At 59.8% G+C, this 20,738-nt stretch carries 1 protein-coding gene; it reads right to left on the bottom strand.

Translation table 11 applies throughout. The annotated features are described in order from the left end of the window. Nucleotides 1-252 precede the first annotated feature (252 nt). Entirely contained in the window at nt 253-20,715 is a 20,463-nt protein-coding gene (locus HMPREF9081_RS04385) for a leukotoxin LktA family filamentous adhesin (protein WP_040394493.1), read from the bottom strand. Nucleotides 20,716-20,738: the final 23 nt, after the last annotated feature.

Here is a 20,738-nt window from a genome sequence, read left to right as displayed (position 1 = left end):
CTCTCTCACCGCAAAATCTTACGAACTTTTCTGGGGAAGCACTGATAAATTCAGCACCGCCATTTTGACGCATCTTTTTCGCCCGCACTTCGGCGGAAAATCCTCCACAGAGCACCACTCTGCGTCCGGTTTTCCCCCTTGTTCGGACAAAAAATCTACGCCAATCTGACGGACTTCATTTTATCAGTGATTCCCTGCAATAAAAACTGCTGCACACCTCTTTTAGGAAAAGTGCAGCAGTTCTGTCATAAATTACTCGACAACGGTAAGCTCATCCGCCGTTGCATTCTCTGTTGTTCGATCGAGCGGCTTCGCCTGCGTCTGCATTGCGAGTGCTGTTCCATCCGTCGCAGAGATGTGTTTCATGCCGAGATCGGTGCGCTCCGCAGACCAAAGCGCATGTCCCATAAAGTCGACGAGATTCTCGCGCTGCGGATAGACAAATCGGTAGTTCGCAAGGGAAAGCAGGTTGCCGCGGCTCTCCTGCCGATTCGGCCCCGTGAAGTGAATATACATCCACGTGTCTGCGCCACCCTCCTTCCATGCACCAAGGTTGGTACGCGGATTGTTGCGGTTGATATCGTTCCAGTAGGTCACGGCGTTGCCGTCGATCTGCGGCGGCGTACCGTAGATACTCGTCTCCTGTCCGGCATAGGAGATGTCCGCCCTGCCCTCGATGAAGAGTTTGTCAAAGTACACCCTGCCGCCCGAGATCTTGAGCTTTGCATTGTTCGCCCACAAACGTTCGAATCGGATGCCCGTCGCGTCACTCAAATTGAGATTCCCCATCGTAAAGTTCTCAATGGGTCGATCATCCCGCGCACCTGCCGGCTCAATCGAAAGCAGTCCGTCCGATCCTTCGCGGACACGGATATTGTCGAGATTCATATCCGAACCTTGAACAATCATGCGGCGCTCTGCAATGATATTCTCAAGCGCCATCTTCTTGTCCGGATCTTTGAGTACAACGGCGACAAGCGCACCGTTCATTTCATAGACGTGGATATTGCCATGCTCAAGACTGGTGCGGATATCGCGATCCGCATAGATACGATGGAGGTCGATGTCGCCTGTTCCCTTGTTCGTGAGCGTTACATAGCCCGCGCCCTTTGCGGCAGCCTCTACGGAAATTTTTGCGCCGCCAAGCTGTCCGATGTTTCCATGCTCTTCGATGGTTGCTGTGATTGCTCCCTCCTTGCTGCGGACATCGCCGCCAAAGAGCATATCGCCCCGCTTTGTGTCAAGGGTGATGTTCTTCCCTGCGGTCAGTGTCTTCTCGAGCGTGATTGCCCCCTGCGCCCCCGTCGAAACGGCGGCATCATGCGCTGCCGTAATCGCACCGTGCGCATAGATATGCCCATCTGCTGCATGGAGTTTGACCGTACCGGCAGAGATCGATCCCGTATCCATCGCCTTTCCGGCGTGCAGATCTGCCGTGCCGCCCGCAACAAGATCGTTTGCCGTAAGGTTTGCACCCGCTGTGATGTCAGCATTTCCGCCGACGTTCACACTCTTTGCGGAGAGTTCTGCTCCTGCCTTCAGTGTCGCGTTGCCCGCCGTGATGTTCTGCGCCGTCAGCTGCTCGTCCGTTTCAATCGTCAGCGTGCCGTCTGCGCGCACATCACCGCCGAGATCGGCAGTGTGCGCTTTCAGTCTGCCGTCCGACTTCGTGGAAAGGTTCGCTCCCTCCTTTGTAAAGATATTGTTCTTTGCCGTTATCGTGAGGTTCTTGTCCGACATCAGGTCGGCACTCAGTTTGACGTTCTGCGCGTCAATCGTTGTCGTGCCGTGCGAGAGGACTGCCGCATTCGTCGTGAGATCCTTGCCGACATTCCACTTGAGTGCGCCGTTCGTTGTAACGATGCCGTTTGTCACAGCGTTGTTGCCGACGATCGCCGCAAAGTCAGCGCCTGTCGTCACGGCATCATTCGCTGTGAGGTCATGCGCAACATTCGCCGTGAAATTGCCGCCCGTGATCAGAGCGCCGTCAAGTGTCACATTCCGTCCCACGGTCAGGCTTGCATTCCCGCCCGTCGAAACAAGGTCGTTCACTGCGAGATCGTTGCCGACGTTCGCAATGAGTTCCTTGCCCGTGATGACCGCGCCAACCGCAATGAGGTCATTGCCAACCTGCGCCGTAAGATTACCGCCCACATCGGTCTTGCCTCCGAGTGTCGCGTTCTGCTCTGCCGTGAGATCTGCATTTCCTTTGCCCGTGACATTGCTTACCCTGATGTTCTGCGCTTTCGCATTCAGATTGCCGCCGACGCTTACGTCATTTGCGGTGAGATTTGACCCCGCTGTGATGTCAGCATTTCCGCCGACGTTCACATTCTTTGCGGAGAGTTCTGCGCCCGCCTTCAGCGCGGCATTACCGCCCGCTGTGACGTTCTGTGCCATCAGCGCAGTTTCGGCGTTCAGTACGGCATTGCCGCCCGCACCAGCGTTGCTTACCGTGATGTTCTTCGCCTTGGCGTTCAGACCGCCGCCCGCCGTGATATTTTGCGCCGTTAGCGCTGTTCCTGCGTTCAGCGCCGCCGCACTTCCTGCCGTGATGTTCTTTGCGGTCAGCTTGTCATCGGTCTCAATCGTCAGCGTACCGTCCGCACGCACATCGCCGTCAAGGTTTGCGTCATGCGCTTTCAGTCTGCCATCCGACTTGCTGTAAAGGTTCGTGCCCTCCTTTGTGAAGATATTGTTCTTTGCCGTGATCGCGAGGTTCTTATCCGAGCTAAGGTTTGCATTCAGATTGACGTTCTGCGCGTCAAGCGTCGCTCCGCCGTGCGAGAGTACTGCCGCATGCGCCGTGAGGTCATTCGTGACCTTCATGGCAAGGCTGCCGCCTGTGGTGACAATGTTGTTCGTGATGACGTTATTGCCGACAGTCGCAGTGAAGTCGCTCCCCGTGGTGACAGCGCCGTTTGTCGTGAAATCGTTCCCGACGTTCGCAACGAGATTCTGTCCCGCTGCAAGCTTGTCATTCAACGTGAAGTCATTGCCAACGGTCGCGTTGAAGTCACTGCCCGTTTGAAGAGTGCCATTCGCAGCGAGATCCCTGCCAACCTTTGCCGTCAGTGTTTCGCCCACATCGGTCGTGCCGCCGAGCATTGCATTCTCTCCCGCTGTCAGCTGTGCGCTGCCCGCGGAGAATGTACCCGCGAGTGTAACATCTCTGCCCGCCGTCAGTACGGCATCCGTATCGGTATGAACAGCACCATTTGCCTTGAGATTCCCCGTCTGCGCCGTGAGCGCAATCTTGCTCTTGCCCGTAACAGTATCGACCGTCAGATTATTCTTTGCCACAGCATCAAGCGTGCCATCGGCTCTGAGATTCTTCGCCGTGATGCTGTCCGTGGTTGCAGTGAGTACGGTCTTGCCCGTGCTCTTGATGCTCTCAGCTGTGATATTCTGCCCCTTGGCATTCAGATCGCCGCCGACATTCACGTCATGTACCTTGAAATCTGCACCCGCTGTGATGTTTGTGTTGCCGATGACGTTCACATCGTTTGCCGTAAGATCTGCTCCTACGTTCAGTACTGCGTCGCCGCCCGCTGTGATGTTTTGCGCCGTCAGCGCTGTTCCTGCGTTCAGCGTCGCCGCACTTCCTGCCGTGATGTTCTTTGCGGTCAGCTTGTCATCGGTCTCAATCGTCAGCGTACCGTCCGCACGCACATCGCCGTCAAGGCGTGCGCTATGCGCTTTCAGTCTGCCGTCCGTCTTTGTGGAAAGGTTCGTTCCCTCCTTTGTGAAGATATTCTTCGTTGCCGTAATCGTAAGGTTCTTATCTGCTGTGAGGTCGGCGTTGAGTTTAACGTTCTGCGCGTCAAGCTGCGCCGTTCCGTGCGAGAGGACTGCCGCATGCGCCGTGAGGTCATTCGTGACCTTCATGACGAGGTTTCCGCCCGTGGTGACAATGTTGTTCGTGGTGACGTTATTGCCGACAGTCGCAGTGAAGTCGCTGCCCGTTGTGACAGCGCCATTTGTCGTGAAATCGTTCCCGACGTTCGCAACAAGATTCTGTCCCGCTGCAAGCTTGTCATTCGACGTGAAGTCATTGCCGGCGGTCGCGGTGAAGTCGCTTCCTGTGGTAACTGTCTCATTCGTTGTGAGATTGTTGCCAACGGTCGCGACAAAATTCTGTCCCGTGGTGACAGCGCCGTTCGTAACGAGATCCCTGCCGACCTTTGCCGTCAGTGTTTCGCCCACGTCGGTCGTGCCGCCGAGCATTGCATTCTCGCCCGCTGTCAGCTGTGCGCTGCCCGCGGAGAATGTACCCGCAAGGGTGACATCCTTGCCCGCCGTCAGTACGGCATCCGTATCGGTATGGACTGCGCCGGTTGCCTTGAGATTCCCCGTCTGCGCCGTGAGCGCAATCTTGCTCTTGCCCGTAACAGTATCGACCGTCAGATTATTCTTTGCCACAGCATCAAGCGTGCCATCGGCTCTGAGATTCTTCGCCGTGATGCTGTCCGCCGTTGCGGTGAGTGCGGTCTTGCCCGTACTTGTGACGTTGTTGGCATTGATATTCTGCCCCTTGGCAGTCAGGTCGCCGCCCGCCGTCACATCATGGACCTTGAAATCTGCACCCGCTGTGATGATCGTGTTGCCGATAACGCTCACGTTATTCGCCGTGATATTCTTTGCCTTGGCACTCAGACTACCGCCCGCCGTCACATCGTTTGCCGTGAGGTCTGCACCTGCGTTCAGCACAGCGTCATTGCCCGCATTGATGTCATGCGCGGTCAGTGCCGTGCCGGCGTTCAGCGTTGCCGCTTTACCCACTGTGATATTCTTTGCGGTCAGCTTGTCATCTGTCTCAATCGTCAGCGTACCGTCCGCACGCACATCGCCGTCAAGGTTTGCGTCATGCGCTTTCAGTCTGCCGTCCGACTTCGTATAAAGGTTTGTCCCCGCCTTTGTAAAGATGTTCTTCGTTGCCGTTATCGTCAGGTTCTTATCTGCTGTGAGGTCGGCGTTGAGTTTGACGTTCTGCGCGTCAAGCGTCGCTCCGCCGTGCGAGAGCACTGCCGCATGCGCCGTGAGGTCGTTTGTGCCCTTCATGGCAAGGTTGCCGCCTGTGGTGACAATATTGTTCGTGGTGACGTTATTGCCGACATTCGCAGTGAAGTCACTCCCTGCGGTAACAGTCTCGTTCGTTGTGAGATTGTTGCCAACGGTCACGACAAAATTCTGTCCCGTGGTGACAGCGCCATTCGTAACGAGATCCCTGCCGACATTCGCCGTGAGTGTTCCGCCCACGTCGGTCTTATCGTTCAGCGTTGCATTCTGTCCCGCCGTAAGGCTTACGTTCTGCTTCGCAGAGAATGCTCCTCCCAGTGTGACATCCTTGCCCGCCGTCAGTACGGCATCCGTGTCGGTATGAACCGCACCGGTTGCCTTGAGATTCCCCGTCTGCGCCGTGAGCGCAATCTTGCTCTTGCCCGTAACAGTATCGACCGTCAGATTCGTCTTTGCCACAGCGTCGAGTGTGCCACCAGCTCTAAGATTCTTCGCCGTGATGCTGTCCGTGGTTGCGGTGAGTGCGGTCTTGCCTGTGCTCTTGATGTTCTCAGCTGTGATAGTCTGCCCCTTGGCATTCAGTTCGCCGCCGACGTTCACATCATGCACCTTGAAATCTGCACCCGCTGTGATATTCGTATTGTCGGTTACGTTCACGTTATTCGCCGTGATGTTCTTTGCCTTGGCATTCAGACTGCCGCCCGCCGTCACATCATTTGCCGTGAGGTCTGCACCTGCATTCAGCACTGAATTGCCGCCCGCCGTAATATTGTGCGCCGTCAGCGCAGTCCCGGCGTTCAGCGTCGCCGCACGCCCCGCCGTGATGTTCTGCGCCGCAAGCCGGTCGTCTGTCTCAATCGTCAGCGTGCCGTCTGCGCGTACATCGCCGCCCATTGTCAGTGCGCCCTTCTGTGCGATTGTAAGATCACCTGCCACGTCGAGAGGCGATACCCTCATGCCGCCCGTGTTCACGATATGGACACTGCCGCCGACCCGGTCGCCCGCGATGCCCGTCAGCGTCAATGCGGGGAATATGTTCTGCGTGCCGAGGAGACGGACTGCGCCATCCGACTTCACGCCCAGCGCATTGGTCTTGATGCTGCCGTTTTTACTCTGCGTGATGCCATTCTTGGCGGAAAGGCTGACCTTCTTTGCCGCAACTGCGCCCTGTGCGAGTGCAATGGCGCCCTCACCCGAAGCGATGTCTGCATTTTCCTCCGCCTCAATCTTCGCAGCTTTATCCTCATCCTCCTTCATCTCCACGCCCTTCACGGCATGCACCGAGATGTTCTTTCCTTTCAGCGCACCAATGAGAAGTGTTCCGTTATCGTCGCTCGCGATGTGAACATCGTGCGCCCCTGCGTCTGCGTAGAGGAGGCTGTTCGCGGCAATGCGGATGCCGTCCGCCGCCGTGCCGAGAGAATTCTCGGTCGATTTCAACGTGACATGCGCGCCCTTGATATAGCCGCCGGTCTTGCCCTCCTCCGTGGTCATGCGCATTCCCTTGGATGCGGTGAGAACAACGTCGCCGCTGCTGCCAACCGCCTGTATGGTCAGCGGACGCGTATCGTCCTGCTTGATGTAGATGCCGCCCACCGCGTTCGCATCGAGCACGCCGGTCGCATTGATGCGCAGATGCTTGTCTGCCGTGCCGATGCCGCCGCTGCCGCCGTACAGGGAAAGGTTTTTCGCCGTGATTGCCGTGCCGGTGCCGTAGATGCCCCGTGCGCCTTGCAGGTAGACATCTCCCTTGGAGGCGACCGTGCCGAGGTTCAGCGCACTGTCCTTGCTGACAACATAGACACGCTGATCGCCCGTCAGGTTTACTTTGCCGCCCTCGCGCACCTGCACCTTGACGGGACGCGTATGCGTGACTTCCACGCCGTCCGCCGTCCAGCGCATCTCTCCAGCGCGAGCGTTCGAGAGTGTAATGAGATTCTGCTCCTTGAGGAGATCGGCGTTTGCAATGCGGATCTTGCTGCCGTCCTCACCGATGCCCTTGTTTCTTCCCGCTGTAAGCGTGATATTGCGCCCGATGATGTTCGGTGTCTTGACCTCCGCGACCTGTCCCGGCGTCGCATTGATCACGCTCTTTTGAATGGCATAGCGCAGACCGTTCGCGCTCCAGCCGTAGCTGTCGCTCTGCGCGAGCGTCTTGTAGTCGCGGATAAAGGTGCGTGCCTTGTCCACCTCGGTCTGTGCGTGTGCATCCGTCTTGACAATGCCCTTCTGCGTGAAAAATGCCTGCTCCGCTGTGCCGATCGTACGCGCGTATGCCTCCTCTGCCGACCAGCCCGCTTCATGTGATGCTTTGAGTTCGTCCGCATACGCTTTGCGCGCCGCCTGAATCGCCGCATCATTGCGGTACGCCTCGGAGAGTGCCTGATAGTCCGCATAGAGCTTCTCCACATCTGCGTCGCTTGCACCTGCCGCGCTCATCCCGCGTGCCGCTGCCTTGCCTAGCACTTCCAGCCCCTTGAGGCGTTCCGCCTTGGCTGCGGCAGCCGACTGTGCACTCTCATTGGCGCCATCGCTCGCATGCGTCAGCCCCAGTTCACGCCAGCGCTCCATGCGTGCCTCTGCGTCGGAGAGTCTGCCCTCCTCGGGCATGGCATCGACGATGGCGCCGCCCTCTGCCGTCAAATCGACGTCGCCGTTCGTGCTTTGAATCCTGCCGACCTTCAAATCACCGCCCGTCTGCTTCTGCGTCAGCTTGATGTTCCCACCTGCCGACACGTCCACGCGCCCCGACGCCACGATGGGAAGGTCGATTGCCCCCGTGCTTTCGAGCGTGATGTTCGCGCCCTTTACAGCAGGATCGCTGCCCGGCATCGCGCCCACGATGCTGCCGCTTGCGCGGATACCGACATCCGCCCCGGCATAGCCCTTAACAAGCTGCACATCGCCGCGCTGCGAGGTGAGGTCGATCGCCCCCTGCGTCGTCTCAAGTGTGAGCTTCGATGCGGCGGCGGCATCGGCTGCGCTCTGCACGAGCGTGATGCCATTCGCGGCATGCGCCGTCAGATTGTTCGTGTAGACGATGCCGTTCCTGCCGAGATTGCTCTCGATCCTGCCCGCATCCGATTTCAGATCGACGGCATAGGTGTTGTTCGAGATGTTGCGGATGCCGCCATTGAGGATGAGGCTGCCGTTCGTATGCACGCTCACGTTGCCCGATCCATCGCCCGCGAGGAAGTCTATGCCGATCTTCTTGTCTGCAGCGATATGATAGGTGTTGCTCGTCCCCTTTGTCGTAACTTCGTTCCACTGATGGAAGTAAATGCCGTACTTAAGGCGTTCCCCCCACCACGTGTTAATCATATGCGGCGTTCCGTCATCGTTGTAGACGCGTTTCCCGTTTTTCTCCTGCCACTTTCCATAGTATTTGGTTATGGCAGGCGGGTTCGGGAACTTTTCGCCTGTTGACTCATACACACTCCCGTCCACCCAATGGTATTTACTCGTATCTCCCGTGCCGAAATAGACGCCGTTCGGCAGGATGTCTCCATCGGATTCCATCTTACTGACGCGAACCGTGCCATCTTCAATATTTTTATCTGTGATATTCTTGCCGACATCACCGGTTGACCAATGCCCGTTGGCAAGGAAGCGCTCCCCATAGGAGTAAGTTGTCTGCGTCTTCTTGCCGCTCCTGCCGCCTGTCCAGTTGTAGGTCAACCCCGCCTTCGGCGCATACTGCGCCATGCCGTTCTCTGTCGGAGCATCTTCGAAGTCGCCCCTATTCTTCTCCTCCGTGCCAATCGTATAGGAGCGGTACGTGCCATTGCTCAGATACTCGGTCGTCTTCCCCGTATTCCGATCGGAGAGGAGAACCCTGCCGCCGCCCGCGCGGTTCGTGATTGCCCCCAGATGGAGATCACGCGTCACCGCAGAGGTGTCGATGCTGATGTCCGACTCACCGCCGCGTGCGAGAATCCTGCCCCTGCCATCGACGACGCAGCCGTCCTTCGTGATGATGGGATTACTGGTACTGGAGAGTGCCCCCGTGATGGTGACATTGCCGCCGCCCGTCTCCATCGCATCGGTGAAGAGATAGCCCTCCTTTGCGTTGTAGTAGACGGCAGGGCGGTACGCCCATGCGCCGCGCCCGTCTGCGGCAGTCTCATCCCAGTAGGTCTGCTCGTCGGAGACGCGCAGCCGCTCCTCCGTGCGCAGCCGGTCGGCAGCGGCAATCGCATCATTGGCAGATGCATCCAGCTTTATCTTGTAGGATGGGTAACCGCTCTGGATGAGCCCGTTGATGTTGACGTTGCGTGCCGCAATCGAGATATCCTTGCCCGCGACCCATGTGGCGTCATGTCTGCTCGCTTCCTTGAACAGTTGTTCGGCGTCCTCTCGCAGTCCGGGAATAAAGAGCGCGCCTAGCAATATAGTCGCATAGAAGTCCTTGGCATTTTTGAACTCGAGTGCTTCCGTCTTCCCTGCTTCCAAGTTGTCGGAAACAATCTTCTGTATCCAGTTTGCAAGCGGCCCCGGTCTGCTGAACCGCGCGAGCGGATCGCCGCCGATGAACACGGTTCCCTGCGGAGAGGACTGGCTGACGGCGCCATTCGGCGCCTCAACATGGATCTGTGCGGCACGCATATTGCTCCGATTGGTGGAGCGGATGCTGCTGTTGGCGGTTTTAACGGTGATTGTCCCTGGGGTAATGATGTCGCCGTGCAGCTCGATATCCGCATCCGATGCCTGTGCTGTCGAGTGAATCGTGATGGAGGAATCGGAGGTATTCTTATCGGTATGAACTGCACCGCCAAACTGCTCCCCTGTGAGATCAGCCTCACCGAGCCGTACCCTGCCGCCCGCGTCGGAGATCTTCACATCCTGCACGATGAGACGGCGCTCTGCCGCGCTCCGGACATTAACGACGGGTGCGCCCTTTGCGGTCAGGCTGCCCGTCCCGCTGACGGTATCCGCCTCGATGTTCACATTGCCGCCCGAGACCGCAAGATCGGGCAGAACGAGTCCGATGGTTGTCCTGCTTGACAGAACGGTATCCCCGTCCACGAAGCCCTCCGCCTTCATCGACTCTTTCAGCCGAGCAATCGTCGTCCAGAGATTGTTTCCCTCTGTCGAGCCTTTCTTCACGTGGGAGTATGCCCGCATGAGGTTGTTGTACTCCGTGAGGTAGGGATTGTTCAGCGTGAATTCCTGATAGCGGATTGCATTTTTGTCGAGCCACTCCTTGCCATCCGTGATGTCCGCATCAATAGCGCCAACGAGCTGCCCGTAGAGCCACTGTGCCTCGTCTGCGCTGAGCGCGCCCTTCCCCTCCGAGAGCATGTAGATGTCGCGCAGCAGCCGCTCCTCCCCCGTGGCATCGGTCTTTTGCGCCAGAGCCTCTTTCTCTGCCGACGTCATTCCGGCGAGCTTCGCCGTCAACTCCTTGGTCTTCGCCTCCGACATGCCGGGGGACTTTTGCCGGATGTTCATGCTGAGGCGGTTGTGGATGCCCGCGGTCACAGAGCCATCCACCCGCACCGTATTGTGTGCCTCTTCGTTCTTGATCTTGCTGCCGTCCGCCGTCGTTGTCAGCGAGCCTTGTGCGCCCTTGCCCGACCACACGGTATACTCGGTCGCACTCTCATACGCCTGTGTATAGCCCGGCACAGCCGAGAGGTTCGCATGGCGGACGCTCTCGACGTGCGCACCGCGCGCGATGTCGACGGTATTGGTCTGCTTCATCTTGTTGTCGAGCTTCGGCGCAGTGCGCAGGGGAATTGCCGTCCGATTCGTCGCATCCGCCAGGAGGGAGAGCTTGAACGTGCCAAGATTGCGCTCGCCCGTCTGCGGGTCGATGCCGCGTCCCGTATAGAGATTTACATCGTGGGAACTGAAGAGCGTGCTTGCCCCATCGACACGGACGATATTCCCGCGCGTGATGTTCGATGTGAGCGCCGCACCTGCCGTGCCCGCAAGACCTCCCTGTGTATCAGCGTTCATCTCATAGCGGAGCTCCGTATCATCCTTCGCCGCAAGGGTGATGTTCGCGCCCGCCTTTGCCGTTGTGAGACGGCTGTTTATGGTCTCGACAGCGTTGTCGTAGGTCACGCCGAGCTTGCCGTTCATCATGGTGAACGGAACGACGCCCGCCGCCTTGACGATGCCGCTTGTCTTCGATGTGCCCTCTGTGAGGCTGTGCGCCGTGATTCCTGCACGCCCCGCCGTCCTTGCCGTGCTGTTCTTAAAGGTGATCTTTGCCGACTCCGTCATCACCGTGGAGACATCGCCCGCATGCGCCGAGCCCGCACCGTAGCCGCTCGCCGCGTCCTTGTCCGCGTGGCTGAACGCATTCTTCGCCTCGTAGTACTGCGCACCGACCGTCTCGATCTGCGCGTTCTCTACGGAGACAGCCGCATTCTGAGCGAGCGTCTTCGTCAGACGCGTACCGCTGCCGCCGACGATTGCCGCCTGAAGCGCATCGACATTATGCAGTGAGTTGTCGTATGTGGATGCCTTCGCGTCGAGTGCGCCCAACATATTCCACGTCCCCATGATCTTTGTCTGTGCGCGCAGCGTCGTATCATCCGAAATCCCGGCGGCGATGGGGCTGATGGCGACGAGCGCACCGCCGCTGCCGTCCGCCTTGCCCGTCTTCATGGCCTCGGCGTGCGTGGTGAGCGCGGCATTATGGAGGATACTGCCGCTGCCTGTGCCGTAAGCAGTTGTATCACTGTGGAGCACATTCTTGATTGCGCCGTAGTTTGTAGCCGTAGCAAACAGACCTCCCGCAGCGATGCCGCGCGCGTCCAGATCCTGTGTATGAATGTTCTTGGTACTGATTTGCAGCTCTTTACCCCCGCTCGGCTGTGCCGATGTGGGTGAAATTACCGCTGTTCTGTAGTTCGTTCTGCTCGAAAGGAGGGTCTTGGCGTCGCTGTAAGCGCCGATCTTCGCCGTGCTCACCTGCACGCCCGCACTTCCTGCCGCGCTCAGGGATTTCAGCTGTGCCGACTCCTTTGCGTTCGTCTCGGCGGCGATGGTGACGGTCTTGCCCGAAAGGGTGTTCTCCCCATCCGTCCTGCCGCCCTGCTGATCCTCCACACCAATGAGGATGCGGTTCCGGTAGGCATTTTTCTCCGTGCCAAAGGAGGCGGAAGCGTGTGTCGCCGTCGCCGCCGCAATCATGCTCGCCGAAAGAGCGCCGGTCTCGGCGCGCACGTCGGCGCGGTTGTCCGTTCGGAGCGTCAGGGCACCCGCCGTCGCAAGCGTGTTGCCCTGCGCAAGGTGCATGGTCATGCCGCCCGTCTCGCGCGCAAGCGCCGCGATGCCGTTGCCGGCAAAGGTGATGCCGCTCGCTGCCGCCTTCGTAATACTTTGCAGGGTCGGCGCGTCAGCTGTTTTTGCCGCACGCGTCATGGAGAGCGTCAGATCCCCGTCTGCCGTGAGCGTACTGTTTGCGACGCGCATGGTCTGTACGCCGTCATGGGCGGCATTGCCGACGAGGATGTTTGCTCCATTGCCGGTGGCTGCCGCAACGCCGATGATCTCCACCTTGCCCGTACTTTCATCGCGCGTCTTGCCCGTGATGGTCTTGCCGTGCATCTCTGTGCCGGAGAGGGCGAGGTCGTTCCTGCCGCCCATGTTCAGCCCGCCGTAGGCAGCATTGAATGCGCCCGCCCCTGCCGCGCCCTGATAGATTTTAAGCGTTGCCGCGCCGTCCTTTGCAGAGTCAAGCGTGATCGTATCCGCACGCAGCTTGCTGTCCGATGTGACAACCTCCGCATTCGCCCTGCTTTCGACGATGCCGGCAGCCCCCCCGACGGCAATGCCGCCGACACCTGCCTGCATGGTGAGCTGCGTGATGTTCATGGTGTCGCGTGCGCTGAGGCTGATTGCACTGCCGTTTCCATCCGCACGGATGTGCGAGCGCTCCGCGCGTGCGGATGCCTTTGCCTCCGTGCTCGGCGCGGTCTTTTCCGCAAGTGCATTGCCGCTGTTATCGGACGAGACGTAGGACAACCCCTCCTGAGAGCGCGCTGCCGCATCCTGCTCCTGCGCTTTTTCCTTGTCCGTATGCTGTTTCAGATCGGCACGCTGCTTCTCCTTGTCCGAGCCTTCCTCCATTGTATAGGAGTCCTTCAGATCCGCGCCGACGTTCATCACCATGATGTTCAGCCCAACGGCGGCAATGCCGGCCGCGCCGTTTGTCGCAAGCTGCCGGATCGTCTTTGCATCGTGCGCCGTAATGTCTGCCGCCTCGCGTGCATGGAGCGTGCTGCCCGTGACCACGCTCTCGACGGTGGATTTGAAGTTGTTGACCGCAATGCCGACGCTCGCACCGACAGCACCGCCGCCGTACACGCCGCTCTGCTCGTCAAAGTCCAGATCGTTCTCCGCAGAGACGGTAATCTTCTTCGCCGCCGTCTCCGCCTTGGTGTCGTCCTGATTCACCTTGACGTAGCCGAGGCTGCTGTTCCTGACCGCCGCCTTGACGGTATTTCGCACGTCGCCGCCGCCAATGCTCGCGCCGACGCCTCCGAGCCCCGCCGCGCCGAGGCTGTAAACGGCGTTTGTCAAATGCTCCTCGTTGTGCGCACGGACAAGCGTCTCGCCCTGATCGTCCGCATAGGAGACGGTCGTCACCGCAACATCCGCCTCAGTCGTGCTGCGGTCGAGGAGAACCGCCGTGCCGACGCCCGCGCCGACACCATAGCCCGCAAGCCCCTTGGTGAGCGCATTTGCATGGAGGCGTGCCAGATTGTCCGCTGTGACGCTGAGACCGCTCACGTCCACCTTGCTGTCCGTCAGCGCGGCATTCGTATGCTGCTCCATGCGTACGAAATTGTTCGAATTTGCCGCGCCGAACTCGTCGGCAAAGCTGACGCCCATGGTGAGGGCGGCAATGCCCTGCCCGGAGCGTGCGTCGATGGCGGCGTTTTTCGCCGTAATCGTGCTGCGCTCCGCCGCTGCCTGAGTCGTACGGTTCACGAGGTTGATGCTCGATCCTGTGCCGAGGGCTGCGCCCTCTCCTGCGACGGAGACCGTGCCGACGAGCGCACCGCTGTTCGTCGCATCATCGGCGCGTACGGAGACATCCGCCCCCGCCGCCTTTGCCGTCGCGTCCGTGATCTTCGCCGAGGTCGTTCCGCCGATGACATTTGTGTTGACGGTTCCGCTTACTACAGCGCCCATTCCTGTGACGCCGGCATTGACGAGGAAGGAATTCTCCGTGTGCGTCGCCGAGGCGGAGACAGCGACCCCGCGATACGTATTTTCCTTGCGACCCGCCGAAAGGCCGTCCAGTCCGGTGAGTGTGCCGAGTGTCAGAGGCGCGTTGTAGAGTTTGCCATGATCCAGTCCGTCCTTGACCGTGGTTGCCGCATCCGTATTCTTCGTATGGGAAATAACCTCCGTTCCTCTGCCGGAGATCTCTGCATCCGTATGCGAACCGATGATGTTTGTGCTGACCGAGACACCGGCGGCGGCGCCCTCTGCCGATGCTGTGAGCTGACCGGAGTAGTTCTGTATGCGGTCGTCGCTCGCCGCCGTGACGACGGCGTTCTTTCGGGCCGTCACCTTCGCGCCGTCCGTGATCTTCGCGCGGGTATCGTTATCAATCTTGTTGACGGCGACCGAGCCGGAAACGGCGACGCCCTCGCTGCTCGCGGCAACGCCCATGCCGATGTTGAGGATGTCCAAGTCGCTCTTGGCATCCGTGATAACATTCGCCGCATGTATCTTCCCGCCGCTGATGACGGCATTGGTGTCGGCATCGAGAAGGTTGACGGCAACGCCGGCGCCGATCGCCGCACCTTCGGACGACCCCGAGCCGACGATGGCAAAGGTGCGTGCCGTCAGTTTGCCGTCCGCCTGTACCGTGACATCCCCCGCCGTTTTGCCCGCTTCTGCCTCAATGTCGGAACTGACGATCTCCGCCGTCGTATCCTGATCGACATCGGCGACCGCTGCCGCCCCCGCAAATGCGACACTACCGCCCGAGCCGGCGACATTGAGCGCGACGGTGTTCAGCTCGCCCTGATTGACGGCATTCACGGTCGCCATCCCGCCCTCTGCGAGGCGTATTTTCGCCCCGCTGATGCGTGCCGTGTTCTGCTGTCCGAGCAGGGCGTTGAAAGCGACGGAAGCGCCTACTGCACCGCCCTGCGTGGAGGCAGAGACACCGCCGACGGCGGCATCCTGACGCGTCTGGTCAAGTGTTGTCACACGGACGGACTTCGCGCCCCTGATCTCTGCGTCGACCATCCGCCCCTTCGTCACCTCATACTGCGCAATCTCCGCGCGGGTATCGTTTTTCCCGACGTTGACGGAGATGGCGCCGCTGACGGCTGCCTGTGTCCCTGCGGCAACCCCTGCTGTCAGCGCCTCAATGCCGCCGATGTTCTGCGCGTTGAGGTTTACGATGCCGTCGTGCGAGAGCGTCAGTCTGCCGCCGCGCAGTGCTGCCGTCGTATTGTTGTCGATCATGTTGACGGCGGTGGCAAGCCCTGCCGCCACACCTGCGCCGCCCGCAGAGACACTGATCTGTCCCGCGACGTTGACGAGGAGGCTCTTCGTGAGTGCGTTCGCCTGCAGTTTTTGCGCCTTGATCGTGCTGTCCTTGACGATCGCAGAGGTCTCATTGTTCGTCGCGATGACAGAGGCGGAACCTGCTGCCGCGATGCCGCCACTGCCCGCTACGCCCGCCGCTACGTTTATGGCACGGGTATCGGCGACGCTCTCCACGTTAAGCCCCTGCGCGCCCTTCAGCTCCAGGTCGCTGCCGCTCACGCCCGCCGTGAAGTCATTCTTAATCACGCCGACACCGACGCCGATCCCCGCCGCTGTCGCTGCGCTGCTGCCCGCCGCAGCGGAGATGCTTGCCGCCGCCGTGACGATGGTACTGCCGCCGCTGTGCGTCAGATTGCCGTCCTGATCGACCGCAAGGGAGCTGTTGCTCTTGCCCTTTGCAAAATCCTCTTGATACTTGTCACCCGAGGTCTCGATGCCGCGCTCCTCGAGATACTCCTGATATGCGCCCGCCTCCTGTTTGTCGTCCGCACGGACATTTGCGCTGTCTGCCGTCAGCGTGACCCTCGTGAGCTGCGCCGCCGTCTTGTTCGCGAAGTTGTTCACGGCAAAGCTGCCCGTCACCGCGGCCGCATGTTTGGAGCCGGAGGCAGCGCCGACGCCGATCGCTGCGCCGATCTGCGTCATCCCGGAAACAGCTTCGTTCGTGAGCGCACCAATATTGCGCAGTGCGCCCGTATCCTTGCGTGTCTGTGTGATGTCCGCGTGCACGTCATTCCTCAGATTGGATACGGCGACGACCGCGCCCACCGCATTCGAGCTTTTGCTGCCGAAGACAAGCCCCGCACTCACACCGCCCGACACCTGCGTATTCGAACTGACGGCGCGATTGGAGAGAGCCGTTTTCTGTGCGCCCGCGAGTACGCTGCCGTCCGCCGCCGCATTGACGTAATTATCCCGCATCTGCGCCGTCGTGACCGATCCGCCCTCGTTGTACGTCAAAGAAACGGGAGCAGCGGTGGATGTCACCGTTTTTCCGCTTGTTTTCATGACCGACAGTCCGAGCGCGGCGGCAACGGTCGCACCTTTCTGAACGGCGATGTTTTCGATGCTGTCCGCGCCTTTGATGCGATTGTCCGACATGAGCGCCAGAACGTCGCGATGTCTCTGCACGTTGACGCTCGCCGCACCCGCAATGCCGGCGTTCGCGCTGTCTTCGTTCTGGCTCTTCGTGGTGGTTTTCCACGTGACCGCCAATGCGCCGCCCCATGCGCCCGTAAAGGAGGAGTCCTGTGCGCTGACGGTGAGATTTTTCATGGCTGCGGGCGATGCCGCATTTGTCGTCAGGGTGACATTCGCCCCCTTCACCTCTGCCGCCGTCGTCACCTTGCTGAGGTTGACCGAGGCGCTGCCCGCCAGATCGAGGGTAAACGGAGGCTGCTTCTGATTAAATCCGAGGTTCTTGACCGCGTTGATCGGAACCGTCTTTTTTTCCGCCTGTTTTTTTAGGGAACTCCCTACGAGATCCTGCAGCTTGTTGTCGATCTTCGTGATTCCGTTACCGACCATGTTTTTGCCGGTCGTGACCGTCTGACCGATCTTGTCAAAGATGCCGCCCTTTTCACTGGTGTCATCGCCGGTCGCGATTGCGCCCGCCGCCGCAGCCGCGTTGATGAGTCCCTTCTGCTCGGCATGGACGTCCAGCGTCTCTGCCTGCACCGCGCCCTCCGCCTTCTTCGCTGCCGTACCGTAGAGATCCGCAGCATTCACATTCCCAAAGGGCTGCACCGCGCGTTTCTGCGCCGCACGGATCTGCTTCTCCGTACGCTGCTCTGCGGTCTTATCCCCCTGCGTCTCCCCTGCCGCATCGTTGTCGGCAATCGCCGCGATGCTTGTCTGCGCGATGTTGTTGAGCGCGGCGGAAAGTCCGATCGCGGCTCCCGTGCCAAGCACCGCAGAGCCGGCAATGTTCGTGATGTTTGTCGTGTTCAGCGCGTTCATCTGCGCCGCAGTTGCCGCCGTGATCTTCGCCTCGTCGTCGACGGAGGTCACAGCTCCCGATGTACCGCCGACGTAGTTCGCCATGCCCTGAAAGCCGATCTTGCCGCCCTTGCCCGCTGCAATGGCGAGGTGGATGCCGTCATAGCTGTTCGTCGCCTTGATCGCAGCCTTCCTGCCCGTAATCTCGACGCCTTCCGCGACGATGGTATCCGCCGTCGTATCGCCGACGGTGATGCCAATGTTACCGCCGATCGCAACATCGGCACCTGCCTGCCATGCGGGCGCGCCCGCCAGCGTCACAAGCTGCTTTTTGCTGCTTGCCGCGACCGTCACTTCATCCGCCGCAGTGACCTTCGTGCCGCGCCCCAAAACGACTGCCGCATGGTTATCGACATCGGCAAAATTGACGCCCGCCGCGCCCGCAATTTTCGCCTGCTCCGCATCGGGGTTTTCCTGCGTCGCCCCCTTGCCCGAGAACTTCGCCGATGCCTGGAAGGTCAGGTAGTTCGAAGGATCGGCAAACGCCAATGCGCGTTCCGCAAGGTCGGCAGGAACTGTGACGTCCGCTTTGAGCACGTCTGCCACGGCTTTTATGGCGGCAGCGAGTTCTTTTGCCTCCTTCAGCCCCTCCTTCGAGACGATATAGGCGGGGTCATTGTCGCACTTTGCCAGATACGCATCGGCCTTATCCTGCGCCGCAGTAAGCGTACCGGCGTGAGCACCTTGAAAGGCGGCGCAGTGCTGCTTGAACTCTGCGAAGCTCGCGCGGAGTTCGCTGATCATATCGTCGATATTCGTGTAGAGAATATGCCCATCTGCCGTGATGTCAACGGTCTTTCCCGTGATATTCGGTGCGTAGGATGTGCCGGACTCCTCTGCCGCAAGGGTCGTGACGCCCGCCGTGTTCTTGATGTTCGCCACGTTCACGGCAAAGCTGCCCATGCCCTGCGTTTCCTCGGTCTTCCCCGCCTGGACCTTCTCCGTCTTGCCGTCCTTCGTGAGGTACCAGTTCGGATCCGTTTGGCTGTTGACGGCGCTCTGCGCCCGGACATGCGTGCCGCGTATGGTGCTGTTCGCATCAATCTTTACCGCTCCATCCGAGTTGATGACCGCGTGCGGCGCAAGGAGGACATGCGCCTGCTGCTCTTCATTCAGCACGTTGACCGCGCCGCCGAGCGAGATCTTCTCCCCCAGCTTGTCGAGTTCGGTCGGCGAGGAAAGACCATCGCTGGGAAATCCGATCTTGGAGCGAATGCCGCCGATGACATTCTTGATCTTCTGTGTCAGTCCCGTGACGGTGTTCGTATTCGCTGCGGCATTGGAAAAATCTGTCATCATACCGCTCTTGCCGGCTGCCGTGCTCGCCTCCACGCTGTTTTTCAGCTGCGTGTTATGCGCATAGATGTTCGCAGCCGTCTTACCCGTGACGGTGCCGCGCACCTCCGTATGCGCCGCACTCGTCTGCTTCGTCACATTGACAGCGACATTGAGCAGGGAGTTTTCCTTGCCAGAGGCGGATGCAGAGGTCTCCAATTTGGTCGTCGCATCGGCTGTGATGTCCGCCTGTTTCTCTGCCGTGACTGCTGCGCCCTGCCCGATTTTCACCTGTGCGTCGTTATTGCCGCGCGCCACAAGGACGGCGACATTCATGATCTGTGTCGAGTCCGCGCCTGCGCCGAGCTGCGTTGTCTTTGCATGGGCGGCTGCAATCAGATCCTCGCGGGATTTTGCATGAACGTCCACGCTGCCCTGCTCTGCCGTGAGACGCCCCTCTACGGTCACGTTTGCCGCGCTCTGTGCCTTGGCATAGCCGACCGCCATCGCAGGAACTGCATTTGTGTGCTTGATGTTTGCAAATTTGATTTTGGATGTGGTCGCACCTGCATCCACGGAGGAGCGCGCATCCGCGCCGACGGTCAGCGCACGCTCCTGAACCACCGTCTTGCCGTCCTGCGTCACCGTGACATCCGCGCCCTTTGCCGTGAGTGCGGCGTCTGCGCCGATCTTCACCGTTGCCTCACTGCCCATAATCATATAGGAGGGATCGACGTTGACGGCGATGACCCCCGCGACTTCATCGGCAAGACCCGCTGCATTGGAAAGTGGACCCGCCTCCGAGGCGATATTCTTCGCCTTTGCCGTGGCAGAAAGACGCCCATCCGCCGTCACCGTGCCGTTCACCGTCGTATGCGCTGTCGTCTTGACAATCTGCCCCAAGAGCTGCGCAGAGGTATTCGAGGATGTGCCGCCGAACGCCTCGCTCTGATCTGCCGTGTGTTCGGCATACGAAGACAGGGCGATGTTCTGATCGCCCGTAACCCTTGCGCTTTTTCCGACGGTCAGCTCCGCCTTGATTTCGTTTTTGCTGCCGCTGAGGGGATTCGTGTATTTCGGGACATCGTCTGTTGTGCTGTTAAGCCGGTTCGATGCCGCTGCGAGCACGATGTCGCCGCCCGCACCCGTCGCAGCGGTCAGCGTGCCAAGCCCCGCGCTTGTGCTGCCCGCATTGACCAGCGCGGCAAAGTTCAAATCCTTTTGACTCGTGAGCTGCGCCGCCGTACTTGCCGCAGAGCCGACCGTGATCGCGGGCGCGCCCAGATGAATGCCGCTCTGCGCGTTGAGCTGACCGTCAATGACGATGGAGCCGTCCGCATTCAGCGGGATCGTCCCCGCCTTGAGTGCATCCATATCCGCCGCCGTGACCTTGACGCGATTGTCCCGCAAATGGTCATTGAACCAGTCTGTACTTGGTGTGAGCGCCGTAATGCTGCCCGCATTGATGACGCCCGTCCTGCCGACCGCCATCCCCTCGGGAGACAGAAAGAACACATTGCCGCCGATGGTCGTCGCATTTTTCAGCACGTTGACCGTCCCGCGGATGTCGATGCGCCCCTGCACCATGTTGACGAGCGTGTTCGCGCTCACCCCGCCCTTATACATCTGCAGATTGGCGACGTTATTCTGATTGACGACGAACTTGGAAAATGCGTTGGTCGCAATATCGTTTTCGACCTTGTCCGGCACAACGGTCCATACATCCCCCGACCTTGTAATCGCGCCCGCATTCGCCGCATCCATCTTTTGGATGTCCGTCGCGCCGTCTGCGTACGCAGCTGTGTGCCAGCCCGTCATGCCCCCCACCATCGCGGTGACTGCCAGCCCCAGACGAAATGCCTGTTTTCTTGCCAGTTTCCGATAGCTGCTCATGATCCCTCTTCCTTTCATCCTTG

This window comes from Centipeda periodontii DSM 2778 (genome assembly GCF_000213975.1).
GTDB lineage: Bacteria > Bacillota > Negativicutes > Selenomonadales > Selenomonadaceae > Centipeda > Centipeda periodontii.
This window is presented reverse-complemented; position numbering and strand designations above follow the sequence as displayed.

Bases quoted from the DNA above. Each gene is read 5' to 3' on its own strand.
- HMPREF9081_RS04385 (WP_040394493.1), bottom strand. From the start codon at position 20,715: ATGAGCAGCTATCGGAAACTGGCAAGAAAACAGGCATTTCGTCTGGGG.